The sequence below is a fragment of the Pseudomonas sp. TKO26 genome (genome assembly GCF_003225665.1).
Taxonomy (GTDB): Bacteria; Pseudomonadota; Gammaproteobacteria; order Pseudomonadales; family Pseudomonadaceae; genus Aquipseudomonas; species Aquipseudomonas saponiphila.
The window spans coordinates 216,316-238,284 of the sequence record NZ_QKLN01000037.1 but is presented as its reverse complement, the minus strand read 5'-3'; the positions used below and the strand labels follow the sequence as shown (position 1 = coordinate 238,284).

The following is a 21,969-nucleotide window of genomic DNA, read 5'->3' as shown; positions in this document are numbered from 1 at the left end:
CTCCTCAACTGCCAAGATGGCGGAGATGGATTCAGCTTAGCAGTGCCAGGAACGGTGGGAGGCTGGAGGCAAAGCCACCAGGTTTCGGGCTCAAGTCCTGGCTTCGTTGCTGATGCCATGAGGCACATGACCGGTAGCGACCACCTCGCGAGCGGACTCGCAATGGCCGGCCTGGTCGTCGAAAAAGACATCGGCGGCGAAGGCTTCGAGAAAGGCCGCTTTCTCCAGGCCGCCCAGGAACAGGGACTCGTCGAGACGAATGTTCCATTCACGCAAGGTGCGGATGACCCGCTCATGGGCCGGTGCCGAGCGGGCGGTAACCAGGGCCGTGCGGACCGGACAGGCATCGTCGGGAAACTCGCCCTGAAGTAGATTCAGCGCTGTCAGAAACCCCTTGAAAGGTCCTCCAGGCAGAGGCTCCCGTGCCGACTGTCGCTCACTGGCCTGAAACGCTTCCAGACCACCAGCCTGGTAGACCCGTTCCGAGTCGTCGGAAAACAGCACCGCATCACCGTCAAAGGCGATACGCAGTTCGCCATTGGCAGCGCGTCGGGCACCACCGGAAAGGATCGTTGCAGCGGCGAATCCGGCCTCCAATGCGCTGCGGACATCGTCGGCATGAGTGGAGAGAAACAGATCGCTGCCGAAAGCGGCCAGGTAGGGATAGGGACTGCGCCCCCCGACAAATGCCGCACGGGAGATACCCAGGCCGTAATGTTCAATCGAGTTGAACACCCGCAGGCCGGTGTCGGCACTGTTACGCGACACCAGCACCACCTCGACCCGCGCCCGACCCAGGCTGGCATTCAGGCTCAGGAGCTTCTTCACCAATGGAAAAGCATCGCCTGGCTCAAGTACCTCGTCCTCGTGCTCGATCTGATAGTGCCGATAGGCCTCGACACCCTGGGCCAGATAGACCTTGTGGCTTTCGCTCAGGTCGAACAAAGCACGCGAAGAGATTGCCACCACCAGTTTGCCATCCAGTCCCTTTGCCATACTGCGCCCCCTTCAGGTCATTAGCTCAAACATGGTGCCGGTCGATAAAACACAGGCTCTGGTACAACGCCTGGATCTTAGGCAACTCGCAACCCGCGGCCCGTGCCGCTGCCAAAGGTGCGGCATAGATAGCCGTCAATTCCAGAGGACGCTGATGCAAGAAGTCGTGGTACATGCTCGGCCAATAATCGGGCATGTGCTCAGTGGACCTGAACAGCTGCTGCGCATAAGCCTCGGGGATCACATGACCGCAAGCCGCAGCCCCCAGCAGCACTTCCTGCATCAGGTCCTGGATCAGCTCGCGACTGGCCGGGTCGGCCATGAGCGGCGTGGTGCTGGCCTTGAGTAGCACCGACAGACCGTTGTACGGCACATTCCACACCAGCTTCTGCCAGCGCGCCTGATGCAGATTGTTCATGGCCTGGGAGTCGAGCCCGGCAGCACGAAACAACGCCGCTCCCTCCTCGACCAGCGCCTGGCTCAGGGCCGGATCGGCACTGGCCGGACCGCTGTGGTAACCCAGGTTCACCGCCCCCAGAGCCTGGTGTTCGATCTGGCCGGGGCCGGCGCGATGCACGCAGATAAAGCACAAGCCGCCTAATAGATGCAGCGTGTCGGGGAGCTCGGCACGCAAGGCGTCCTCCACGTCCAGCCCGTTTTGCAGCAACAGGACCTTGGCGCCAGGGGCCGCCGCCTGGATGATCGCCGGTGCCAACTGGACATTATTGGTGGTCTTGGCGCCTACCAGCAGCCAGTCACAAGGTGGCATTTCTTCAGCACTGGCGTATGCCTGCACCGGCTTCAGGCTCAACACCCCATGCTGGGCGCTATTGACTCGCAGCCCCTGCTCAACCACTGCAGAGAACTCACTGCGCAACAGAAAGTGCACATCGAAACCGGCCCGCGCCAGCATCACCCCGTAAAAACCTCCGATCGCTCCGGTTCCGATAATGCCTATACGCGGCTTACGGCCTGCACCCATCAAGGCAACTCCTCTGGCATTCGATTGAGCGCCTGACGCAGGCTCTCATTGAGCGCATTGGGCGTCAGCCGCGATTCTAAGGATCCATAAAACTCACCGTCGCGCACCACGAACAGCGCCGGAAGGTGAAACACCTGATAGCGCTCCACTGCCCCACCGTTGTCGCCCGCATCGACCCAGCACAGGCGCGCGACCGGCAATCCCAACCCGGGCAGCTGTGATCGTGCCCAGCGACAACCGGAGCAACCGGGAGAGGTGAAAACCACCAGGGAAACGCCATCCAGGCTCAGTAATTGCTGGTCGATATCGAAATCGGTCAGTTCCAATTCGATCACTATACTGGGGGAAATAATGTCAAATGGACGACACTCGGAGTCTGCGGTCATGGGACGTTTTCTGCCTCATCCTGATGATGTTCCGGTTGAACTGACCCTGCGCAAGTACGCCTGCATTTCGCGCCAGCGGTTGCACACTATCAGCCTCGGTGGCATGGCGTGCAATTACCACCGAGCCTGGCGCCACGGCACTGCGCTGGAAGTGCACATGCCCTCGCTGGGGGAAAACGCACGCTACAACGGTTATGTTGCCTGGTGCCTGAAACGCAAGCGCGGCTATCTGGTGGGTATCGCCTTCGTCGATGAGCAAACCCTGTTCAGCGCTCGCATGGGCGAGCAGGTATGCCAGATCGCCCGCTACTGCCGCCTGCATGAACCTCGAAACGAACAGCAATGCATAGAAGCCCTGGCTCTGGATTGGGTCGAACGGCACGCGCAAGACTATTCGCAAGACCGGGTACACCAGGCTTTCGTGCAGCCCTAGCCCAATAAAACCGCCTCTTGCCCATTGTAGAGTCACCGGCTAACGCGCTAAGGTTCCGCTCCCCGACGCGCTCAAATCCGCTGTGCTCCGCCGCGCGGGGATCGCTGGCGGCCGGCACCCGTGACCTGACGAGTAACACGATGGCTGATTTACCGATCAACGACCTTAACGTCGCCTCCAACGAGACCCTGATCACCCCTGATCAACTCAAACGAGACATCCCGCTGAGCGACATCGCCTTGCGCACCGTGACCAAGGGTCGCGAAGTGATCCGCAACATCCTCGACGGCACTGACCATCGGTTGTTCATCGTCATCGGGCCCTGCTCGATCCACGACATCAAGGCAGCCCACGAGTACGCCGAGCGACTCAAGGCCCTGGCGGCGGAAGTTTCCGACACCCTGTATCTGGTGATGCGCGTTTACTTCGAGAAACCGCGGACCACCGTTGGTTGGAAAGGCCTGATCAACGACCCGTACCTGGACGACTCGTTCAAGATTCAGGACGGTCTGCATATTGGCCGCCAGTTGCTGCTGGACCTCGCGGAAATGGGTCTGCCTACTGCCACTGAAGCGCTGGATCCCATCTCCCCGCAATACTTGCAGGACCTGATCAGCTGGTCGGCCATCGGCGCCCGCACCACGGAATCCCAGACCCACCGCGAGATGGCTTCCGGCCTGTCCTCTGCCGTGGGCTTCAAGAACGGCACCGACGGCGGCCTGACTGTAGCGATCAACGCGCTGCAATCGGTTTCCAGTCCCCACCGCTTCCTGGGGATCAATCCACAGGGCGGCGTGTCGATCGTCACCACCAAAGGCAACGCCTACGGCCACGTAGTACTGCGTGGCGGCAATGGCAAGCCCAATTATGACTCGGTCAGCGTCGCGGTCTGCGAACAGGCCCTGAGCAAGGCCAAGATCAAGCCGAACATCATGATCGATTGCAGCCATGCCAACTCCAACAAGGATCCGGCATTGCAACCCTTGGTCATGGAGAACGTTGCCAACCAGATCCTCGAAGGCAATCAGTCGATCATCGGTCTGATGGTGGAGAGTCATTTGAACTGGGGTTGTCAGGCCATTCCAAAAGACTTGTCGGACCTGCAGTACGGGGTTTCGATCACCGATGCCTGCATCGATTGGGAGAGCACCGAGAAAACCCTGCGCAGCATGCACGCCAAGCTCAAGGACGTACTGCCGAAACGCGATCGCAGCTGATCCCGTTCGCCAGACACAAAAACGCCGGGCCAAGCCCGGCGTTTTTCATGGTCGCCCCGATCAGAGCTTCGCCGCGTGACGCTGATGGCGTTCCATGTAGCGTTCTACATAGGAGCAGGAAGGAATCACTGTGTAGCCCATACGTTCGGCGTACTCGAGTGCCTGCTCGGTCAGCGCCGCGGCAATACCGCGCCCACGCAACGCATTGGGCACGAAGGTGCGGTAGATATCCAGGGTTTGCTTACCCAGGTCCATATAGGTCAGGTAGGCACGATGACCGTCCACATTGGTCTCGAACTGATGACCAGCCTGGTCATGGTGGATGGACAACGCCTCGCTCATCACTACTCCTTGCGGGTCTGGAATGCTGACCCCTACCTTACCGATGTTTTTCCGGCGAAGGAACAACTTACGCCACCTCGTGCCAGTCGGACGCCGAGTAGTAGCTACCGCTCTTGCATCGCGAGCACGTTACAAAATAGTAGGCGCCCTTGGCACAAATGCTCAAGCCACACTCGTCACAGATAAGCGCAAGTACCCCAATCGGGCCCTGCAGAAACCACAGCCCGGTTCAACGCGTGAATGGGTTGAGGCTATACATCGCCGGATGCTGGAACTTAAGACGAACAGCGCTTCTTAAAGTCACCGGCGAGATGGATAAAGATAGGCCAAGGCTGCGCGAAATCTGAAGAAAAGTGTCGGTGACACAATATAGAACGACTCTAGCCTAGACTCCGAAACAGCGATCGAAAACTCCGTGAGCAATGCTGGAAAACGAGCAGCACCCTCTGGCAGAGCCTTGCGATTGCATATTTTTTATACAATCACCCAAAAAGTTGCTCGAAAAAGAATCACCACCTAGAATTTTTTTTGCTTCTTGCGCTACGTCAGTTTACTTACTACAAGTAATGGGTAGTATGTACGCCGGTTATTTCCCCACTCTGGGGGGATAGCTACTAATAGAAAGTCCTTGAAGGGGAACACGATGAACAACGTTCTGAAATTCTCTGCTCTGGCTCTGGCCGCAGTTCTGGCTACCGGTTGCAGCAGCGTATCCAAAGAAACCGAAGCTCGTCTGACTGCTACTGAAGATGCAGCTGCTCGTGCTCAGGCTCGTGCAGACGAAGCCTACCGTAAAGCTGATGAAGCTCTGGCTGCTGCTCAAAAAGCACAACAGACTGCTGACGAAGCTAACGAGCGCGCTCTGCGTATGCTGGAAAAAGCTAGCCGCAAGTAATAGTCCCTCGGGATTGTTATCAAGCCGATCCATTTTTTGGATCGGCTTTTTTATTGCCCGGAGTTTTCCACCGGCAATAAAAAACCCGCCGCTGCCAGTCGGCTTCGGCGGGTTGTCTATTGCAGCGCTTACTGCTGCAGATCGTAGGACAGGTTGGACATCGACGCCGCAGGTGCAGCGGTCGTCGGTACCGCGATCTCCACCGGCAGCCCCTCTTCAGCGGCCACAACATCACGCACCACATCCCAGTTCATACGCAGGTTATTGGCAAGATCTTCGCGCTTGAGCAAGGCATTGATCACGGCAGTATGTTTGTCGACCACCGAAGGATTGCCTTTGTCATCCAGTGGCGTATGCGCTTCCAGATAGACTTTTCCACCACTGATACCGAACTTGTACGGCTCGTTGATGATCCGCACCGAAGTTCCGACCGGAACCATGCCAGCCATCTCCAGCACATTGTTGTTGAGCATGCGGAAACAGCCGTGGCTGGTGCGCATGCCAATGCCAAACTTCTTGTTGGAACCGTGAATCAGGTAGCCGGGGGTGCCCAAAGTGAACTTGAACGGCCCCAAGGGGTTGTCCGGCCCGGCAGGAACGACGCTTGGCAACGGGTCACCGTCGGCAGCGTGTTCTGCCCGAATCGACGCCGGTGGCGTCCAGGTCGGATTCGGAGTCTTGGCGGTGATGCTGGTATGCGCGATCGGCGACCCCCAGCCCTCACGCCCAATACCCAGGGGGAAGGTGTAAACCACGTTCCGCCCCTTGGGGAAGTAGTACAGGCGATACTCCGCCAGGTTGATCACGATGCCTTCACGAGGCCCGGGCGGCAGGACAAAGCGAGTCGGCAGGACCACCTCGGTACCTGCTCCCGGCAACCAGGGGTCGACCCCAGGGTTGGCCGCTACCATTTCCAGGTAGCCCAGGTCGTAAGCGGTACCCAGATCTGCAAAGGTGTCTTCGTACTTGGCCTTGATCACCTGCACCTGGCCGACGATATCTTCACCGGGCGGCGGTAGAGGCAATTCCAATGCTGCAACGGGACCGGCCACACACAATGCGGCAAGTGTCAGGCAGCGGGTGACGGCAGGGAGGCGCGGCAACATCCGGATAATCCTTCGCATGAACAACGAGTGATAGAAACGCGATTGTACACCCCCGCCCCAAAGCTACGGGAGCCAAGCGGGGAGACAAGCACAGACACATGAAATCCCTGTCGCAACGGTCGGCGATCGACCGCCTACAGCTCGAAGCGCAGCTCAGGCCAAATTGGCGGCGTCCCGCGCTTTTGTGACTCCAGGATCGCCCGACACAACGGGCAGAGTCGCTGGTCCTGGAAAATCGTCCGATCCACGCTCGACCAGCGCGGCTGCGCAGGCAGCAAAGTGCCGCACAAGGTCCGGTCGGCTGAACCACCCAGTTCCAACTGCCGAGTCACCAGATGCACCCGAACTTCCTGGCAGGCGAACAGGTCAAGCTGCTCATCAGGCTCGATCAGTTGATAGGCAAACAGGGACCAGGCGGGACGCGGCATCGGGGGCTCCAAATCGGGGGCGCCACATTAGCCGAAACACTGCCACTAGAAAAGCGTCAAAGCAGCGGTTTTAGCGTCGGCCAGACATTTTCCAGCAACTTGCCCTGGGCCGCTGCCGCAGGGTGCAAACCATCCGCCTGCATCAGTTCAGGATGACCGCCGACCCCTTCGAGAAAAAACGGCACCAGGGCCACCTGCTTGTCGCTGGCCAGCTGGCTATAGACCTGGGCGAACGCCCGGGTGTAGCGCACACCGTAGTTGGGCGGCAACTGCATGCCCAACAACAGGACCTTGGCACCGTCGGCCTGGGCGCTGTCGATCATCGACGCAAGATTTTGTTGCAATTGCTGGGGCGGCTGGCCACGCAAGCCATCGTTGCCACCCAATTCAAGGATCACCACCTGCGGCTTGTGGGCTGCAAGCAGCGCCGGCAGCCGCGCCTGCCCCCCTGCACTGGTGTCGCCGCTGACCGATGCGTTGACCACCTTGTCGCTAAAACCCTGGTCCTTGAGCCGCTTCTCCAGCAGGGCCACCCAACCTTCGCGGGTATCCAGGCCGAAAGCCGCACTGATACTATCGCCCACGATCAGGACCGTACCCGCCGCTGCGTTCTGGACCATGCACATCAAGGCCAGGCCGGCACTCAAAAACCATACACGCATCGGATTCTCCATGGGCGCAAGCATTCTCACTGCGCGGAACCTTAGCAAAGTGGTTCCCAGCGCGGAAGGTGAACTGACCATCCTGCACCAACTCGACCTGGAGCTGAATCAGGGCGACAGCCTGGCCATCGTCGGCGCCTCCGGGTCCGGCAAATCCACCCTGCTCGGCCTGCTCGCCGGGCTCGACCTGCCCAGCAGCGGTGAAGTGACACTGGCCGGTCAGGCACTGAGCAGCCTGGATGAGGACCAGCGAGCGCGAATCAGGGCCGAACATGTGGGATTCGTCTTCCAGTCCTTTCAACTGCTCGACAGCCTCAATGCCCTGGAAAACGTCATGCTGCCCCTGGAACTCGATGGCCGCCGTGACGCCCGAGAACGGGCCACCGAGTTGCTGCAGCGAGTCGGCCTCGGCCAGCGCCTGAGCCATTCGCCACGCCAGCTGTCCGGCGGCGAACAGCAACGAGTAGCTATCGCCCGGGCCTTTGCCGCCGAACCCGATGTGCTGTTTGCCGATGAACCCACTGGCAATCTCGACAGTCACACCGGCGAACGCATCAGTGACCTGCTGTTCGAGCTCAACAAGGAAAGCGGCACCACCCTGGTGCTGGTGACCCACGATGAACGCCTGGCCCATCGCTGCCGGCGCCTGATCCGTCTTGAAGCGGGCTTGCTGGTCGCCCCTCTGGAGCCTTGATGGCACGCATGCCGCTGTTGCACCTGTTGAGCCTCGCTGTCCGCCAGCTGCTGCGCGACGCCCGCGCCGGCGAATTGCGCGTGTTGTTCTTTGCGTTGCTGGTGGCCGTGGCAGCAAGCACCGCCATCGGCTATTTCGGCGCCCGTCTCAATGGCGCCATGTTGCTGCGGGCCACCGAGTTTCTCGGCGCTGACCTGTTGTTGGAAGGCAGCTCGCCGGCACGCCCGGAACAAATCGACAGCGGACGCGAACTTGGGCTGGAGCACGCACGCATTGTCGAATTCTCCAGCGTCATCGCCACAGACAACGGCATCCAGCTGTCGAGCATCAAGGCCGTGGACTCCGCCTACCCGCTGCGCGGCCAGCTCAAGAGCGCAGCCGCTCCCTACGCCACCGAAGAATCGGGCGGGGGACCGAAAGCGGGCGAGGCCTGGGTCGAGTCGCGACTGTTGACCGCCCTGAACCTGAAAATTGGAGACAGCATCGATGTCGGCCTGCAGACCCTGCGCCTGGCGCGAGTCCTGACCTATGAGCCCGACCGAGCCGGCAACTTCTACAGCCTGACGCCCCGGGTGCTGATCAGCCTGAATGACCTGCAAGCCACCGGCGTCGTCCAGCCTGGCAGCCGGGTCAGCTACAAGGAGCTCTGGCGCGGCCCAGCCGCAGCCCTCGAACACTACCGCCAATTGATCACACCGGGATTGGCAGCCAACCAGCGACTGCAGGACGCCCGGGATGGCAACCAGCAGATCGGCGGCGCCCTGGGTAAGGCCGAGCGCTACCTGAACATGGCCAGCCTGGTGGCGGTGCTGCTCTCGGGTGTCGCCGTGGCCTTGTCGGCCAATCGCTTTGCCACCCGACGCTTCGATGCCAGCGCCCTGTTGCGCTGCCTGGGATTGTCACGCCGGGAAACCATGCTGCTGTTCAGCGTGCAATTGGCAGTGCTGGGGCTGCTGGCCAGCCTAAGCGGCGCGCTGTTGGGTTGGCTGGCCCAGCTTGGCCTGTTCTATCTGCTGCATGATCTTTTGCCCAACGACGTGCCGCCTGGAGGACTGCTGCCAGCCATCGCCGGGATAGGCACCGGACTGGTCGCCCTGGCGGGATTCGCCTTGCCACCCCTGGCCGCACTGGGGCGGGTCCCGCCATTGCGGGTCCTGCGGCGCGACCTGCTGCCGATTCCCTCCAGCACCTGGATGATCTATGGCGCCGCGCTATTTGCCCTGGGCCTGATCATGTGGCGTTTGAGCCTGGATCTACTGCTGACCTTCGCCCTGCTCGGGGGTGGCCTGATCGCCGCACTGTTCCTGGGTGGATTGCTGCTGTTGCTGCTGCAAAGCCTGCGTCGCCTGCTGGCCCGGTCGTCCCTGCCCTGGCGCCTGGGACTGGGCCAATTACTGCGTCACCCCCTGGCGGCGGCCGGACAATCCCTGGCCTTCGGCCTGATTCTGCTGTCAATGGCCTTGATCGCCCTGCTGCGGGGCGAGTTGCTGGATACCTGGCAGAATCAGTTGCCCAAAAATGCCCCGAACTACTTTGCCCTGAATATCCTGCCGGCCGAAAAGCAGGCGTTCAGCGATCGCCTGGTACAACTCTCGGCACCGTCGGCACCGCTGTATCCGGTGGTTCCCGGACGCCTGGTGAGCATCAATGGCGAACCTGTTAGGGAGATTGTCAGCAAGGACTCCAGTGGTGACCGGGCCGTTCAGCGTGATCTGAGCCTGACCTGGGCCGCTGATCTGCCTGCCGGCAACAGCATCACCGAAGGCCAATGGTGGTCGAGCCAGACCAACGACCCGGTGCCTGGCGTGTCCGTGGAGGCCAAGGTGGCACAAAGCCTGAAGCTGAAACTGGGTGACCGCTTGATCTTCACCGTGGCGGGAGTCAATCGGGAGGCCCGGGTCACCAGCCTGCGCAGCATCAACTGGGACAACTTCCAACCGAACTTCTTCATGATCTTCCAGCCAGGCACCTTGAAGGACCTGCCCGCCACCTACCTCACCAGCTTCTATCTGAGTCCAGGGCACGACCAGCAGATCGTCGAACTGTCCAGGGCTTTTCCGGCGGTCACCATCCTTCAAGTGGAAGCCCTGCTGGAGCAGCTGCGCAGCATCCTGGCCCAGGTCACTCTGGCGGTGGAATATGTGCTGCTGTTTGTCTTGGCGGCGGGAATGGCCGTGCTGTTTTCCGGTCTGCAAGCCACTCTGGACGAGCGCATCCGCCAGGGCGCACTGCTACGCGCCCTCGGTGCCGAACGACGGTTACTGATCAAGGCCCGACGGATCGAGTTCGGCTTGCTTGGCGCGGTCAGCGGCCTGCTGGCGGCCCTGGGCAGCGAACTGATCAGCCTGGTGCTCTACCGGTTTGCCTTCGACTTGCCCTGGCACCCCCACCCCTGGTTATTGCTGCTGCCACTGATTGGCGCGCTGCTGATAGGCGGAGCCGGAATTTTCGGCACTCGCCGGGCGTTGAACGCCAGCCCCTTGAGTGTCCTGCGCGAAGGATGAAGACGCATGGCTCGCCAGCGCCGGCTGGCGAGCCTACTTCACGTACTCGATCTGGTTGATCCACCAGCAGGTTTCACCCGCCGGGGTATGAACAATGGCTTCGTCGCCCACTTCCTTTTTCAGCAGCGCCCTGGCCATTGGCGAGTCGATGGAAATGTAGTCCTTGCGCAGATAGATCTCGTCATAACCGACGATACGAAAGCGCTTGATCTCGGCAGCCTCGTTTTCCACCTCGACCCAAGCACCGAAAAACACCCGGCCCTCCTGCTCCGGTGCGTAGGACACCACTTTCATGTCTTCCAGACGCTTGCGGATGTAGCGCACCCGACGATCGATCTCCCGCAGCAGCTTCTTGTTGTACTGATAGTCGGCATTCTCACTGCGATCACCCAGGGACGCGGCCCAGGTGACCTTCTGGGTGATGTCCGGACGTTTCTCCCGCCACAGATAATCCAGTTCCTGCTTCAGTGCGTCGTAACCATCCTGTGTGATGAGCTTGGTACTCAATTGGCTTGTCACCTTCCAGCCTTGTAGCGGCTGTTCTGTTATTTGAATTAACCGTTGAACCCGGCCGATCTCGGGCAACTGCCCTACCCGCGCATCGTTAACGCAGCACTATCAGATTTGTCCGATTTAGATTTCAGAGAGGTCGGCCAATCATAGAGCCAAACCGCCGAGGCTTACGGCCTCAGACACATTTTAAGCAACAGAATTTGCACTCGGCACGCCTGACGACTTGCAACCTACCTCCCCAAAGAACCCGCGACCAACGACCAAGACCTCCAAAAAACAAAGGGAATGCACTAAATGGGCAACATCATTATCGTCGATGACCACCCACTGATCCGCCTGGCCATCAGGTCGGTGCTGGAACCCCATCACCACACCATCGTCGCTGAAGCCGACAACGGTGCGGATGCCGTGCAGCTGGTGCGCAAACACATGCCGGACCTGTTGATCCTCGACCTGGGGATTCCCAACCTGGACGGGTTCTCGGTCATCGCCCATATCAAGTCCGCGGACCTGCATGTGAAGACCCTGGTCCTGACGTCAAGCGACTCGAAGAACTTCGCCTTGCGCTGCCTGCAGGCCGGAGCCGCGGGCTTTCTGTGCAAGACCGAGAATCTTCATGAACTGGCCAATGCAGTGAAGGCCATTCTGTCCGGGTACAGCTACTTCCCGGAGGACACCATCAATATCCTGCAGCAGAACACCAATGCCGCCAGCCAGGAGAGCGTACTAATCTCCCGCCTGACCGATCGCGAGATCACCGTCCTGAAACTGCTGGCCACCGGTCTCAACAATCAGCAGATTGCCGACGCCCTGCTGATCAGCCACAAGACCGTCAGCACCTACAAAGTGCGTTTGCTCAAGCGCTTCAACATTTCCAACCTGGTCGCCCTGGCTGAACTGGCAAAGCGCAATGCCGTTGTTTGAATAGCGAGCCCCGATCACTGCATGAGCAAGGGGCATCCGCCATAGCTGGAAATACGCCAGCCACTGCCTGCTCAATGCAACCACTATCTGAATACGGCGCAGTCAGCAGCAAGCTGCACAGCGCCGTCGGAGCCGCCAGACCACTAGCGGCGAATGATCAGCCCTTGGCGAGCGACGCGGGTCAATTGCTTGATGACTTCAGCTGCGTGCTCGGCACTGGGTGCCGGAATGACTGCCAGATCAAAGCTGTCACTGGCAAAACGTGCCAGGGACTCGCCCTCTTCGACGAACTGGATCAGAAATGCCGCCGGGCCCGCGGAACGCCGCGGCCAGCCATCGAGATAACGCAACAGGGTGGGTTGGTGCTTGCCGCCAAGAAGGATTTTCGGGTTGCGCTGGGAAAGACTCGACGTGAGCGGCGCAAGACGTACAAGGGGGCGTGGTGCATTCATCGTATGTGTCTCTGCCTCTGGTTTCTGCCGGGCAGGTGAGAGGCAACACCAAACCAGCGCTTTAGCGGTATTTCGAAGCTTGCCTGCAGCTTCTAACGATGGTCTTTCGACTCACCTGGCGCCCCGCAAGTAGCTGTTTAAATCGGCGCATGAGCAGCATCCTAGAGAAGCCGGCCGGTCAGTGTCAAGATTTCGCAGCAACGAAAAAGGCCTGCATCGGCAGGCCTTGGAATTTTTCCTAAGGGTTGATCCAGAGCGTTCGAAGGCCACCAGCGATGGATGGATCAAGCCCAAGGATTACTTGGCGATCGTTGCATCCAGCGACAGTTTGCCGGCACCTTCAAACAGCACCGCAAGAGTCCCGCCCAGCAACGCCAGGGCGAATTCATAGCCGTTGTTGGCCATGAACAGACCGTTGCCGATATGCACCGAAAAGATTGCCACCAACAAGGTGAACGACAGGCCCAGGGCAGCAGGACGCGCCAACAAGCCAATGATCAGCGCCAGCCCCGCGAAGAACTCGGTACCACCGGCCAGCAACGCCATCAGATACCCCGGCGCCAGGCCGATGCTCTCCATCCACTGAGCCGTCCCCGCCAGGCCGCCACCACCGAACCAGCCAAAGAGTTTTTGCGCACCGTGTGCAGCAAAGATGATGCCGACGAAAATCCGCAAAACGGTCAAGCCATAACCGGCGCGAGTGCTCAGTACGTTTTTGATCAGTGTGCTCATGCTGTGTAGTCCTGTGTAAGACGGGGAAGTTGGTCGCCATACTAATCAGTTTTTATCATGTTAAAAGCGGAATAATTCCGAGATAACAATCAGTATTTTCGATTATTTTCGAGACACAACTTTTCGCTCCCGAGGCTCCAGCGAGTCCCGTTCACGATCGAAGGCCAGATAGTATTTGTTGACGCTATTAACATAGCTGACCGCGCCCATACCCACCTGCTCCATGGCGATCCGCTCCACCTGGAAAAACCACTGATTGGGATTGAGCCCTCGACGCCGGGCTTCGCTGCGCATGCCCTGCACCCGTTCCGGTCCCATGTTGTAAGCGGCCAGGACAAAAGCCATTCGCTCACGTTCGTTGAGCTTGGGACTGGCAAAGAACTTGCGACGAATCATCGCCAGGTACTTGGCTCCCGCCTGCACATTGCTATCGAGGGACTGGATATTGTTGACCCCGACCCGCTGCGCCGCCGAGGGCGTGATCTGCATCAGTCCGGTGGGGCCGCTACCGCTCCTGGCGCTGGGTTGCAGAGCCGACTCCTTGAAAGCCAGAGCCGCCAGATTCAGCCAGTCCATGCCTTGTTCCCCGGCATGCTTCTGCAACACCGGGCGCAGTTTCTCCAGGCGCTGGCGATCAGCTTGGGCCAGGGGGTAATGCACCTGATACTGACGCCGATAGATGCGCAGGAACGCCACATCCTGATCCGCCGGGGTCTTGTAGCTCTTGAGAAAACGATCGATGCTGGCCCGCAGCATCGACGCATCGCGCCGCACAAACCAGTGCTCCTCGCCCGGTTCGCTGATTTTCAATTGCCGATCGAAACGCAGCTTGGGCAGGATCTTGCTCCAGCGCTCGGCAATCGGCTGCTCGACGATGGTCAGGTGAAAGATTCCCCCCTGGACCATCTCCAGCACGTCCTCCACCGCCAGACTCGGGTCCACCCACTCGACCTTGATCGGCGCCAGCTTGCGCAACGCCAGTCGCTGATTGATCTGACTCACCGCCTCGCCGGCGGCACTGCCGGTGGTCAGGGTCAGCGTCTTGCCGGACAGCTGTTCGATCCGCGTGTAGCGACGCTCGCCCTTGATGCCCACCAACAGCAACGGAACATTGCTGACAATGGGATCGCTGGAACTGACCGCATGGCCCGGCAGAGCCTCCAGCAACTCCCCGGGCGCCACCAGATCACCCTCTCCACGCTGCAAAGCGCCCAGCAACTGATCCTTGGCCTTGGGAATGATCTTGAAGCTGATCTCCTGACCATCGCGGGCATGACCATTGAGGTATTGCTCGAATGCACGCAAGCGATGGTATTCGACACCAATGGCCTGCCCCTGGACCTCACCGGAACTGTTGCGGCTCTGATTGACCAGCACCCGCAGCACGCGACTGCTGCGGATCTCTGCCAGATCTCGGACCTTGCCGGACGCCAGAGTTTCCGGCGGTCCGGCCAGACGGGCCAGCGCCGGCAAGGGCAGCAGCAACGACAGACACAGCGCGAGCAAGATCGAGGGTCGGGTCATCCGTTCTCCGCAGGACATACTGTTCAACCCTTCGTCGTTTTTTGAAGGATTGATCGACAGAAACAGAGCGCCTTGAGCGCTGGCAAGGTGCGAAAGAGCAGCGAAACGGCAGCAAAACACCTGGCCGCAGCGTGCTTCTGGCAGCAAAAGACAGCGTTAACTCGTTGTAGTTCTTGGCTTTTCTTATAAATTTGCAGCTCTGATATGCTTTCGGGCCGCAGGCGGAGATAGCACCATGCAACTCATCGATATCGGCGTCAACCTGACCAATCCCTGTTTTGCCGAAAAACACCAAGCCGTTCTCAATCGCGCCTATGAGGCCGGGGTCTGTCAATTGATCCTCACCGGAACCAGCGTCGATGGCAGTGAACAGGCCCTGGAACTGTGCCAACAACTGGATGCCGACGGGCAAAGACTGTTCGCCACTGCGGGCCTGCACCCTCACTCTGCCAGCGACTGGAATGCCGACAGTCCACGGCGCTTGCGCGCCCTGCTCAGCGAGCCACGGATCCGGGCGGTGGGCGAATGCGGGCTGGACTTCAACCGCGACTTCTCCCCTCGCCCGCAGCAGGAAAAGGTCCTGGAAGAGCACCTGGCCCTGGCGGCCGAACTGCAACTGCCGGTATTCCTCCATGAGCGCGACGCCAACCAGCGTCTGCTGGACATTCTGCGAGACTTTCGTGACCGATTGCCGGCAGCCGTGGTGCATTGCTTTACCGGCGAGCAACGAGCGCTGTTCAGCTACCTCGATCTGGACCTGCATATCGGCATCACCGGCTGGATTTGTGACGAACGCCGGGGCACCCACCTGCACCCACTGGTGCGCAATATCCCCCGGGGACGCCTGATGCTGGAAAGCGACGCCCCTTACCTGCTTCCCCGCACCCTGCGGCCGAAACCGAAAAATGGCCGTAACGAACCGGCCTACCTGACAGAAGTCCTGCGGGAAGTGGCTCTGCACCGGAACGAAACACCGCAAGACCTGGCCAGCCACAGCACGGCCTGCTCCAGAGCCTTTTTCAACTTGCCAGAAATTGCTTGACCCATATCAAGATTTTTCCGAGATCATAGCGGCACAATACTGGCACCTTGCCAATACTGTTTCGCTCAATCAGAGAAGACCTTCTATGGGTGCCTGGCTTAGCAATATCTCGCTGAAATACAAATTCTGGGCGGTCAATGCAGTCGCCTTCGTCACCACCCTGTTATTGGTGCTGTACGCGGTGCAACTTGAGCAGCAGGCCCGTAGCCAGGCCGCCCAGGCCGCAGCCCGCAGCCAGGCCCATCTGCTCAATGCCTGGCCTGCGGGACAGCCCTTGCCCACGGACGAGAACCTGCTGTCCTTCGCCCAGGGCCAGACTCCCAGCCTCAACCAACAGGCCTTGCCCGAACTGAACGGCGCCAACGGCTGGGTCGAAATCAATCACATGCCGCTTTTCGGCGACAACCCGTTGCTGGGCGCCGAGGTCATCAGCCGCGCCAATGGCCAGCAGGTTGCCGTACTGGCTCACGCACCGAGCATGGCCCAGGTCTTCAGCGATCGCTTCACCCACTATGCCGTCGCCGTCTTCATCCTGATGTTCGCCATGCTTTGCGCCTCGCAGTTGCTGATCCGCTTTCTCCTCAGCCAGCTCAACACCCTCAAGGATGTGATGCTGCACGTGGAGAAAACCGGCGACCTGTCGGCCCGGGTGCCGCTGTCCTGCAAGGACGAAGTCGGCCAGATGGCCAGCGCCTTCAATGCCATGCAGGCCGGTTACCAGCGGGTGGTGAACACCGTGGCCAGCACCGCGCGCCAGCTGGATCAGGGCGCCGCGCGCCTGGCCTCGAGCATGAACGATGTACGTCACGGCATGCTCGGCCAGCAAAGTGAAACCGATCAGGCCGCCACTGCCATCAACGAAATGTCCGCCACCGTCTTCCACATCGCCCAGCACGCCGGCGCCACCCGCGACCTGTCCCAGACCGCCGACACTTTGGCCGGCACCGGCCATGAAGTGGTCGGCCGGGTGCAGAAGTCCATTGCCGGGCTCTCCAACGGCGTGCAGCAAACCGCCGAGATGATTCAAAAACTCGCGGAGGACAGCCAGAAGATCAACGGCGTGGTCAACGTGATCCACAGCATCGCCGAACAGACCAACCTGTTGGCACTCAACGCCGCCATCGAAGCCGCCAGAGCCGGCGAAATGGGCCGCGGCTTTGCCGTGGTGGCCGACGAGGTGCGCAATCTGGCCAAACGCGTGCAGTCTTCCACCGACGAGATCACCGGCATGGTCGCGGCCTTGCAGGCAGGAACCCGGGACGCCGTGGACTTCATGCAGGAGAGCTCGTTCAAGGCCGACGACTGCGTGCAGCAGGCCCAGGAAGCCGGGGCGGCTCTGGCGGAGATCACCGGCGCCGTGGCGCAGATGCGTGAAAGCAACACGCAGATCGCCGTAGCCGCAGAACAACAAAGCCAGGTGGCCGAAGAAATGAACCGGGCGGTGGTGAGCATCCGCGACGTCACCGAAAACACCGTGCAACAGACCGTGGCCTCCGCCACCACCAGCAGTGAACTGGCGACCCTGGCCGGCGAACTGAGCAAGGCCATCGGCCAACTGAAACTCTGATCCCCTGTACATTGCCTGCTGGCTATCGCCACGATAGCCAGCCTTGATTCGCCCTCTCCCTACCCTGCCCCTATTCTTGGTTCACGAGTTTTCAAGAACTGAGGATGATCACCATGGGCAAACGTCACCCCAACCTTCCGGCCTGGCAATGGCGCGTCTACCCGCAGAGCCATCAGCACCCGACCAATCTGGTGTTGCACCTGATTGCCGTACCGCTGTTCATCGTCGGTTTTCTGCTGATCGTCTCGGGTGTGTTTTCCCTGAGCTTCCTGAGCCTGGCCATCGGCCTGATCGGCGTGCTGGCCGCCCTGGGCCTGCAACGCCACGGCCATAGCCTGGAAGCCCACGCCGTCGAGCCGTTCACTGATCGCCAGGACGCCGTGCAACGCCTGCTGGTGGAACAATTCCTGACGTTCCCGCGCTTTGTCCTGAGCGGTGCCTGGTGGCGGGCCTGGTTGCAACGCCACCGGCACTGAGGCCTCAGGCGAAGATGGTTACCGTCTGCCGGCTCAGAGCGATCAGTTGTCCTTCGGCACTCCAGAGTGCCGCCGCAGCGTGGCCGTAACCGTCGCGGGCATGTTCGGTTTCCACCCGGTACTTGCACCAGTCCAGGGTGCTGACTGACAGCAGCGGCTGCACGAACTCGATGGTCCAGGTCAGGGTGCTGCCGGCGGCCGGCTTGCTCAGGTGCGGCAACAAGGCCGGCGGCCAGGCATCCACCAGCGCCAGGATGTGCGCCTCGGTCACGGGCTCTTCCTTGACCTCCCCGCGCAAACGCACCCAGCCGCCCATGTCCCGGGAATGGTTGCCGGTAAAGGGCAGGCCGCCAATGCTCCAGCGCATCGCCAGATGGCGCATGAACTCCGGCGTCACGCCCTTGATGTAGGGCAGCTCCTGGCAGTCATCCCAGTGTTTCATCTCGGGCGCCGGCTCGGCGTCTACCGTCACTGCAGACTCGCGTGAAGCGCCAAAGCTGCCCTGCACCAGGGTCACCACCTGGCCTTGCTGCATCACCCGTCCCAATACCTGGCTGACCGCCTTGCCTTCACGCAGGACATCCACTTCAAAACTGACCGGTACGTCCGGCGCCACAGGGCCGACAAAAGTCACCGCCAAAGAACGTACCGGGCGGTCCGCCGGAACCTTGGCGCGCATCGCTTCGTACTGCAGGGCGACCACCAGGCCACCGAAACTGGCGCGACCTTGAGCCCACTCTGCCGGAATGGTCAGCGCCTGGGGCTGGCTGCGAACGGCTTCGAGCAAATCATAGAAACGCATGAAAACCTCGGGGGCAAAAAAAGACTCAGGGATCTTAACCAGCGCTTTAGAGCCGCACAGCCACTATTCCGGCCAAAGCAGCGGACAGATAAGCCGCACCACCACAATCACTTTCGCCAGCAATCGTCGTACAACCGATCCAGCACCTGGTCAGCGGCGGTTTCGGCCTTGAGCATGGTTCGACGCCAGACGGCGACACAGGGCAACAGATCCGCTTGCTGCTCGGCCTGAGCCAGCCACTGCCAGCAGTCATGCCAATCCCCCAAGGCGCCTTGGGCAGCCTTGAGACGTTTCATCGCCAGCGCCGGCAGACGATCGAGCTCGGGATAGGCATCGGCCGCGTAGCGCACACGCTTGATCAACAGCCGCAAACGATGGCGATCGTGAGCGGGGTCCTGCAGCGCCTTGCCCAGGGCTTTCCACTGCTTGGCCAGGCGCTTCTCAATCCGCACGCGCAAACCTCGGAGCAACCCCTGGCGCTGGCAAGCCCGCAGGAATCGCGGAAACGCATCCAGTACCAGGAACAGCTGGGCCAGCTGTGGCCCACCGGCCACTGCCGCATACTCCCGGCGCAACTGGGCGGTGCGCCGCTCGGCGGCAACGTGCTGGCCATGCTGGTGCAGATAAGCCGCCAGTACTTCACGATCACGCATCGGCGTTGTCAGTTGCCCGACCGCGCCGGCAGCAGCCTCCAACTGCTCGACACCGGGCAAGCCGCGCAACGGGCGCAACAGGCTGCGCAAGCGGCGCACGGTGATGCGCAAGTCGTGCAGCGCCTCGGCATCCGTGGCAGCCGCCATGCGCGCCTGACAAGCCAGCAAGCTCACTTCCAGGCTCAGGATCTGAACCACCAATCGATCAACCAAGGCAGACATCACGGGTTCCCCAATACGACGTGCAAGCCTGAATTCGGCTTATTCAGCTCAAGAATTAAAACGAGGGCCCGTGACCGGCATTGCGCCCGGTCACGGGCCCACGCTATGAGGGTTGCAGCTTCAGCGTAGCGTCTGGTGCGGATCAGCGCCCGGCACGCGACTCACGAATGTAGAAGCGCGCCTTCTCGGCTTTCTTGGTGCAACCTTCAAAGGCTTCGAATTGCTGCTGGGTCTTGGCGCCGGTCAGCAGGGACAGGGCCTTGGAATAACTCACGGTGCCCGCGAACCCTTCGGCCTTGGCCAGGTCCAGCTCATGCCAGGCGGCGTCCAGCTGAGTGCCGCAACTGTCGCGGTAGGCGGTCTTGCCCGCGCAACCGGTCAGAACCAATGCAATCAGGGGCAAACAGATCCAGGCTTTCATCAATGACACCTCGGGAAATAAGAAACAGTCGTACAGGTTAAGACGATGGCAGCTGCAAAAAGTGCCTGGCTCGACCTTTGGAAAATATAGCCGCGGGAGCATAGCGCCACTGCCCCATAGCCCCTAGGAAAAATACTGATGCATGCCGCTGGCGCATCGGCAATTGAACCCTGGGGCGCTATGGGTGCATTGTTGCAGCCTGTTTGGCGAAGGGACGAATCATGAACAAACGTGTGGCATTGGTCCTCGGCTCAGGAGGCGCGCGCGGGTATGCCCATATCGGGGTCATCGAGGAGATCGAAAGACGCGGGTATGACATTGCCTGCATCGCCGGTTGCTCGATGGGCGCGGTGGTGGGCGGCATCTACGCGGCGGGCAAGCTCGCCGAATACCGGGAATGGATCGAAAGCCTGGACTACCTCGATGTGCTGCGCCTGGTGGACGTGAGCTTCCGCCTGGGGGCGATTCGCGGCGAAAAGGTCTTCGGCCAGATCCGCAAGATCGTCGGTGACATCAACATCGAAGACCTGCGCATTCCCTACACCGCCGTGGCCACCGACCTCACCAACCAACAGGAAATCTGGTTCCAGGAGGGCTGCCTGCATCAGGCCATGCGCGCCTCGGCAGCCATACCCAGCCTGTTCACTCCAGTGATGCAAGGCAACCGCATGCTGGTGGACGGCGGCCTGCTCAACCCGCTGCCGATCGTACCGGTGGTGTCCAGTCACTGCGACCTGATCATCGCGGTCAACCTCAACTCCACCAACCAGCGCCACTACCAGTTGCCGGTGATCCAGCGCCCGCCGGCGTTCAAGAGCCGCTTCGACAGCCTGATCAATTCCCTGGGCTCGCACTTGCCATTTCGCCGCAAGCAGGCCGAGCAACTGTTGCTGCTCGAACAGGAAGCCTTCAAGAGCGAAGCGGCCGAGATCAATCCCTGGGTCGAAGGCGCCGAGCCGGAGGCCCAGCAACCGGCTGCCGCCCCGGAAACCGAAGGCGCGCCCAAGTCCGCCAGTGGTTCATTCATCATCGACAACGTCGGCCCGGCATCGCTGCTGGACCTGGTGAACCAGAGCTTCGAGGTGATGCAGACCTCACTGGCGCAGTACAAGATTGCCGGCTACCCGCCGGACATCCTGATCAACGTGCCCAAGCGCGTGTGCCGCTTCTTCGAGTTCTACAAGGCGCCGGAACTGATCGCCCTGGGTCGGGAAATCGCCAGCGACACCCTGGACCGCTACGAACTTGAACAGCGCTGAGCCTGCAAGACCTGAGCCTGGCAGCTCAGCAATCACCGCCCAACAGCCGGTAGCCCACTCCCGCCTCGGTCACGATGAAACGAGGCCGGGTCGGGTCGTCCGCCAGTTTCTGCCGCAGATGCCCGACCACGATCCGCAGGTAGTGGCTGTCCTCGGTGTGGGTCGGTCCCCAGATGTCCTTGAGCAACTGCTGCTGGGTGATCACCCGCCCGGGATGCCGCGCCAACTGCGCCAGCACGGCGTACTCCTTGCGGGTCAGCGCCACTTCAAGACCGTCCAGAAGCACCCGGCGATAGGCCAGGTCCACCGTCAGCGGCCCCACCTGCAAGGCCGCTTCCTGCACCTCGCCGGCGGGCGCCTGGCGCAACAGCGCGCGGATGCGCGCCAGGAACTCCTGGATGCCGAAGGGTTTGGTCACATAGTCATTGGCGCCGCCATCCAGGGCTTCGACCTTCTGTACTTCGCTGGCGCGCACCGAAAGCACCAGCACCGGCACCGTCGACCACTCGCGAAACTCGCGCAGGACCTGCTGGCCATCCATGTCCGGCAGCCCCAGATCGAGCACCAACAGGTCCGGTTTGTTCAGCGCCGCGTGGGCCAGGCCTTCGGCACCGGTTCCGGCTTCAATCACTTTGTATCCTTGTGACGCCAGGCTGATGCGCAGGAACTTGCGGATCTGCGGCTCGTCGTCGATGACCAGGATGGTCGCGGTCTGGCTCATGGGTTCAATTCAAGGC

25 protein-coding genes are annotated in these 21,969 nt (G+C 60.8%); 10 read left to right on the top strand and 15 right to left on the bottom strand.

The window, feature by feature from the left end:
* Positions 1-90 precede the first annotated feature (90 nt).
* From DNK59_RS26835 to DNK59_RS26825, 3 genes are read right to left on the bottom strand one after another with little or no spacing between them, the layout of a single operon-like run.
* A complete protein-coding gene (locus DNK59_RS26835; protein ID WP_092312147.1) occupies positions 91-996 on the bottom strand; it encodes a 5'-nucleotidase in 906 nt (301 codons plus the stop codon).
* Between the two features lie 25 nt (positions 997-1,021).
* Positions 1,022-1,978 (bottom strand): putative 2-dehydropantoate 2-reductase, encoded by a 957-nt coding sequence (locus DNK59_RS26830; RefSeq protein ID WP_110725168.1) that lies wholly within the window; start codon positions 1,976-1,978, stop codon positions 1,022-1,024.
* Positions 1,978-2,364 (bottom strand): co-chaperone YbbN, encoded by a 387-nt coding sequence (locus tag DNK59_RS26825; protein WP_092312141.1) that lies wholly within the window; start codon positions 2,362-2,364, stop codon positions 1,978-1,980. Before DNK59_RS26825 ends, DNK59_RS26830 begins: the two co-directional genes overlap by 1 nt.
* On the opposite strand from DNK59_RS26825, the gene DNK59_RS26820 reads away from it, so the two are divergent.
* Together DNK59_RS26820 and DNK59_RS26815 are read left to right on the top strand one after the other, a co-directional pair.
* Positions 2,363-2,797, top strand: a complete 435-nt coding sequence (locus DNK59_RS26820; protein ID WP_092312138.1) for a PilZ domain-containing protein — start codon at positions 2,363-2,365, stop codon at positions 2,795-2,797. The two genes, DNK59_RS26825 and DNK59_RS26820, sit on opposite strands and share 2 nt — an antisense overlap.
* Before the next feature lie 140 nt (positions 2,798-2,937).
* Entirely contained in the window at positions 2,938-4,014 is a 1,077-nt protein-coding gene (locus DNK59_RS26815; RefSeq protein ID WP_092312135.1) for a 3-deoxy-7-phosphoheptulonate synthase, read from the top strand.
* A 60-nt stretch (positions 4,015-4,074) separates the two neighbouring features.
* On the opposite strand, the gene DNK59_RS26810 is transcribed toward DNK59_RS26815, so the two are convergent.
* Positions 4,075-4,356, bottom strand: coding sequence for a GNAT family N-acetyltransferase (locus DNK59_RS26810; RefSeq protein WP_011062548.1), 282 nt, complete (start codon positions 4,354-4,356; stop codon positions 4,075-4,077).
* Positions 4,357-4,999: 643 nt separating this feature from the next.
* Between DNK59_RS26810 and oprI the strand changes: the two genes are divergently transcribed.
* A complete protein-coding gene (gene oprI / locus DNK59_RS26805) occupies positions 5,000-5,251 on the top strand; it encodes an outer membrane lipoprotei OprI (protein WP_003448337.1) in 252 nt (83 codons plus the stop codon).
* A gap of 128 nt (positions 5,252-5,379) precedes the next feature.
* Here oprI and DNK59_RS26800 read toward each other — a convergent pair whose 3' ends face one another.
* The 3 genes from DNK59_RS26800 to DNK59_RS26790 form a co-directional block, all read right to left on the bottom strand.
* Positions 5,380-6,357 carry a L,D-transpeptidase family protein gene (locus tag DNK59_RS26800; protein ID WP_110725167.1) on the bottom strand — a complete coding sequence of 326 codons (978 nt, stop codon included), beginning with the start codon at positions 6,355-6,357 and terminating at the stop codon, positions 5,380-5,382.
* A 134-nt stretch (positions 6,358-6,491) separates the two neighbouring features.
* Positions 6,492-6,785 (bottom strand): hypothetical protein, encoded by a 294-nt coding sequence (locus DNK59_RS26795; protein ID WP_007931378.1) that lies wholly within the window; start codon positions 6,783-6,785, stop codon positions 6,492-6,494.
* A 56-nt stretch (positions 6,786-6,841) separates the two neighbouring features.
* On the bottom strand, positions 6,842-7,447 hold the full coding sequence (locus tag DNK59_RS26790; protein ID WP_167365631.1) for an arylesterase: 606 nt from the start codon (positions 7,445-7,447) through the stop codon (positions 6,842-6,844).
* A gap of 10 nt (positions 7,448-7,457) precedes the next feature.
* On the opposite strand from DNK59_RS26790, the gene DNK59_RS26785 reads away from it, so the two are divergent.
* Both DNK59_RS26785 and DNK59_RS26780 read left to right on the top strand, forming a co-directional pair.
* The gene (locus tag DNK59_RS26785) at positions 7,458-8,141 is read left to right on the top strand and encodes an ABC transporter ATP-binding protein (RefSeq protein WP_092312126.1); all 684 of its coding nucleotides are present in this window, start codon (positions 7,458-7,460) and stop codon (positions 8,139-8,141) included.
* Positions 8,141-10,645 carry an ABC transporter permease gene (locus tag DNK59_RS26780; protein ID WP_110725166.1) on the top strand — a complete coding sequence of 835 codons (2,505 nt, stop codon included), beginning with the start codon at positions 8,141-8,143 and terminating at the stop codon, positions 10,643-10,645. Before DNK59_RS26785 ends, DNK59_RS26780 begins: the two co-directional genes overlap by 1 nt.
* A 33-nt stretch (positions 10,646-10,678) precedes the next feature.
* On the opposite strand, the gene greB is transcribed toward DNK59_RS26780, so the two are convergent.
* A complete protein-coding gene (greB, locus tag DNK59_RS26775; protein ID WP_092312120.1) occupies positions 10,679-11,152 on the bottom strand; it encodes a transcription elongation factor GreB in 474 nt (157 codons plus the stop codon).
* A 300-nt stretch (positions 11,153-11,452) separates the two neighbouring features.
* On the opposite strand from greB, the gene DNK59_RS26770 reads away from it, so the two are divergent.
* Positions 11,453-12,082 carry a response regulator transcription factor gene (locus DNK59_RS26770; RefSeq protein WP_016967435.1) on the top strand — a complete coding sequence of 210 codons (630 nt, stop codon included), beginning with the start codon at positions 11,453-11,455 and terminating at the stop codon, positions 12,080-12,082.
* Between the two features lie 143 nt (positions 12,083-12,225).
* Here the strand turns inward: DNK59_RS26770 and DNK59_RS26765 are convergent, their stop codons facing one another.
* The 3 genes from DNK59_RS26765 to DNK59_RS26755 all read right to left on the bottom strand — a co-directional run bounded on the left by DNK59_RS26765 (position 12,226) and on the right by DNK59_RS26755 (position 14,790).
* On the bottom strand, positions 12,226-12,534 hold the full coding sequence (locus DNK59_RS26765) for a hypothetical protein (RefSeq protein WP_092312117.1): 309 nt from the start codon (positions 12,532-12,534) through the stop codon (positions 12,226-12,228).
* A gap of 297 nt (positions 12,535-12,831) precedes the next feature.
* Positions 12,832-13,266, bottom strand: coding sequence for a DoxX family protein (locus DNK59_RS26760; RefSeq protein ID WP_092312114.1), 435 nt, complete (start codon positions 13,264-13,266; stop codon positions 12,832-12,834).
* Between the two features lie 102 nt (positions 13,267-13,368).
* Positions 13,369-14,790 carry a transglycosylase SLT domain-containing protein gene (locus DNK59_RS26755; RefSeq protein WP_110725165.1) on the bottom strand — a complete coding sequence of 474 codons (1,422 nt, stop codon included), beginning with the start codon at positions 14,788-14,790 and terminating at the stop codon, positions 13,369-13,371.
* A 235-nt stretch (positions 14,791-15,025) separates the two neighbouring features.
* On the opposite strand from DNK59_RS26755, the gene DNK59_RS26750 reads away from it, so the two are divergent.
* From DNK59_RS26750 to DNK59_RS26740, 3 genes are all read left to right on the top strand, one after another.
* Positions 15,026-15,832, top strand: a complete 807-nt coding sequence (locus DNK59_RS26750; protein WP_110725164.1) for a TatD family hydrolase — start codon at positions 15,026-15,028, stop codon at positions 15,830-15,832.
* An 85-nt stretch (positions 15,833-15,917) separates the two neighbouring features.
* Positions 15,918-17,399: a methyl-accepting chemotaxis protein gene (locus DNK59_RS26745; protein ID WP_092312108.1), complete on the top strand. Its 1,482-nt coding sequence runs from the start codon at positions 15,918-15,920 to the stop codon at positions 17,397-17,399.
* Positions 17,400-17,512: 113 nt separating this feature from the next.
* Positions 17,513-17,875 (top strand): terminase, encoded by a 363-nt coding sequence (locus DNK59_RS26740; protein ID WP_092317113.1) that lies wholly within the window; start codon positions 17,513-17,515, stop codon positions 17,873-17,875.
* A gap of 4 nt (positions 17,876-17,879) precedes the next feature.
* Here the strand turns inward: DNK59_RS26740 and DNK59_RS26735 are convergent, their stop codons facing one another.
* From DNK59_RS26735 to DNK59_RS26725, 3 genes are all read right to left on the bottom strand, one after another.
* Positions 17,880-18,677, bottom strand: a complete 798-nt coding sequence (locus DNK59_RS26735) for an acyl-CoA thioesterase II (protein WP_110725163.1) — start codon at positions 18,675-18,677, stop codon at positions 17,880-17,882.
* 107 nt (positions 18,678-18,784) lie between these two features.
* Positions 18,785-19,552 (bottom strand): CHAD domain-containing protein, encoded by a 768-nt coding sequence (locus tag DNK59_RS26730; RefSeq protein ID WP_092312102.1) that lies wholly within the window; start codon positions 19,550-19,552, stop codon positions 18,785-18,787.
* A 142-nt stretch (positions 19,553-19,694) separates the two neighbouring features.
* Positions 19,695-19,973 carry a hypothetical protein gene (locus DNK59_RS26725; protein WP_016964073.1) on the bottom strand — a complete coding sequence of 93 codons (279 nt, stop codon included), beginning with the start codon at positions 19,971-19,973 and terminating at the stop codon, positions 19,695-19,697.
* A 221-nt stretch (positions 19,974-20,194) separates the two neighbouring features.
* Between DNK59_RS26725 and DNK59_RS26720 the strand changes: the two genes are divergently transcribed.
* Positions 20,195-21,232, top strand: a complete 1,038-nt coding sequence (locus DNK59_RS26720) for a patatin-like phospholipase family protein (protein ID WP_092312099.1) — start codon at positions 20,195-20,197, stop codon at positions 21,230-21,232.
* 25 nt (positions 21,233-21,257) lie between these two features.
* Here DNK59_RS26720 and DNK59_RS26715 read toward each other — a convergent pair whose 3' ends face one another.
* A complete protein-coding gene (locus DNK59_RS26715) occupies positions 21,258-21,953 on the bottom strand; it encodes a response regulator (protein WP_092312096.1) in 696 nt (231 codons plus the stop codon).
* Positions 21,954-21,969: the final 16 nt, after the last annotated feature.

Coding starts and splice junctions, on each gene's coding strand:
- DNK59_RS26835 (WP_092312147.1), bottom strand. CDS start 996: ATGGCAAAGGGACTGGATGGCAAACTGGTGGTGGCAATCTCTTCGCGT.
- DNK59_RS26830 (WP_110725168.1), bottom strand. CDS start 1,978: ATGGGTGCAGGCCGTAAGCCGCGTATAGGCATTATCGGAACCGGAGCG.
- DNK59_RS26820 (WP_092312138.1), top strand. CDS start 2,363: ATGGGACGTTTTCTGCCTCATCCTGATGATGTTCCGGTTGAACTGACC.
- DNK59_RS26825 (WP_092312141.1), bottom strand. CDS start 2,364: ATGACCGCAGACTCCGAGTGTCGTCCATTTGACATTATTTCCCCCAGT.
- DNK59_RS26815 (WP_092312135.1), top strand. CDS start 2,938: ATGGCTGATTTACCGATCAACGACCTTAACGTCGCCTCCAACGAGACC.
- DNK59_RS26810 (WP_011062548.1), bottom strand. CDS start 4,356: ATGAGCGAGGCGTTGTCCATCCACCATGACCAGGCTGGTCATCAGTTC.
- oprI (WP_003448337.1), top strand. CDS start 5,000: ATGAACAACGTTCTGAAATTCTCTGCTCTGGCTCTGGCCGCAGTTCTG.
- DNK59_RS26800 (WP_110725167.1), bottom strand. CDS start 6,357: ATGTTGCCGCGCCTCCCTGCCGTCACCCGCTGCCTGACACTTGCCGCA.
- DNK59_RS26795 (WP_007931378.1), bottom strand. CDS start 6,785: ATGCCGCGTCCCGCCTGGTCCCTGTTTGCCTATCAACTGATCGAGCCT.
- DNK59_RS26790 (WP_167365631.1), bottom strand. CDS start 7,447: ATGCGTGTATGGTTTTTGAGTGCCGGCCTGGCCTTGATGTGCATGGTC.
- DNK59_RS26785 (WP_092312126.1), top strand. CDS start 7,458: ATGGGCGCAAGCATTCTCACTGCGCGGAACCTTAGCAAAGTGGTTCCC.
- DNK59_RS26780 (WP_110725166.1), top strand. CDS start 8,141: ATGGCACGCATGCCGCTGTTGCACCTGTTGAGCCTCGCTGTCCGCCAG.
- DNK59_RS26770 (WP_016967435.1), top strand. CDS start 11,453: ATGGGCAACATCATTATCGTCGATGACCACCCACTGATCCGCCTGGCC.
- DNK59_RS26765 (WP_092312117.1), bottom strand. CDS start 12,534: ATGAATGCACCACGCCCCCTTGTACGTCTTGCGCCGCTCACGTCGAGT.
- DNK59_RS26760 (WP_092312114.1), bottom strand. CDS start 13,266: ATGAGCACACTGATCAAAAACGTACTGAGCACTCGCGCCGGTTATGGC.
- DNK59_RS26755 (WP_110725165.1), bottom strand. CDS start 14,790: ATGACCCGACCCTCGATCTTGCTCGCGCTGTGTCTGTCGTTGCTGCTG.
- DNK59_RS26750 (WP_110725164.1), top strand. CDS start 15,026: ATGCAACTCATCGATATCGGCGTCAACCTGACCAATCCCTGTTTTGCC.
- DNK59_RS26745 (WP_092312108.1), top strand. CDS start 15,918: ATGGGTGCCTGGCTTAGCAATATCTCGCTGAAATACAAATTCTGGGCG.
- DNK59_RS26740 (WP_092317113.1), top strand. CDS start 17,513: ATGGGCAAACGTCACCCCAACCTTCCGGCCTGGCAATGGCGCGTCTAC.
- DNK59_RS26735 (WP_110725163.1), bottom strand. CDS start 18,677: ATGCGTTTCTATGATTTGCTCGAAGCCGTTCGCAGCCAGCCCCAGGCG.
- DNK59_RS26730 (WP_092312102.1), bottom strand. CDS start 19,552: ATGTCTGCCTTGGTTGATCGATTGGTGGTTCAGATCCTGAGCCTGGAA.
- DNK59_RS26725 (WP_016964073.1), bottom strand. CDS start 19,973: ATGAAAGCCTGGATCTGTTTGCCCCTGATTGCATTGGTTCTGACCGGT.
- DNK59_RS26720 (WP_092312099.1), top strand. CDS start 20,195: ATGAACAAACGTGTGGCATTGGTCCTCGGCTCAGGAGGCGCGCGCGGG.
- DNK59_RS26715 (WP_092312096.1), bottom strand. CDS start 21,953: ATGAGCCAGACCGCGACCATCCTGGTCATCGACGACGAGCCGCAGATC.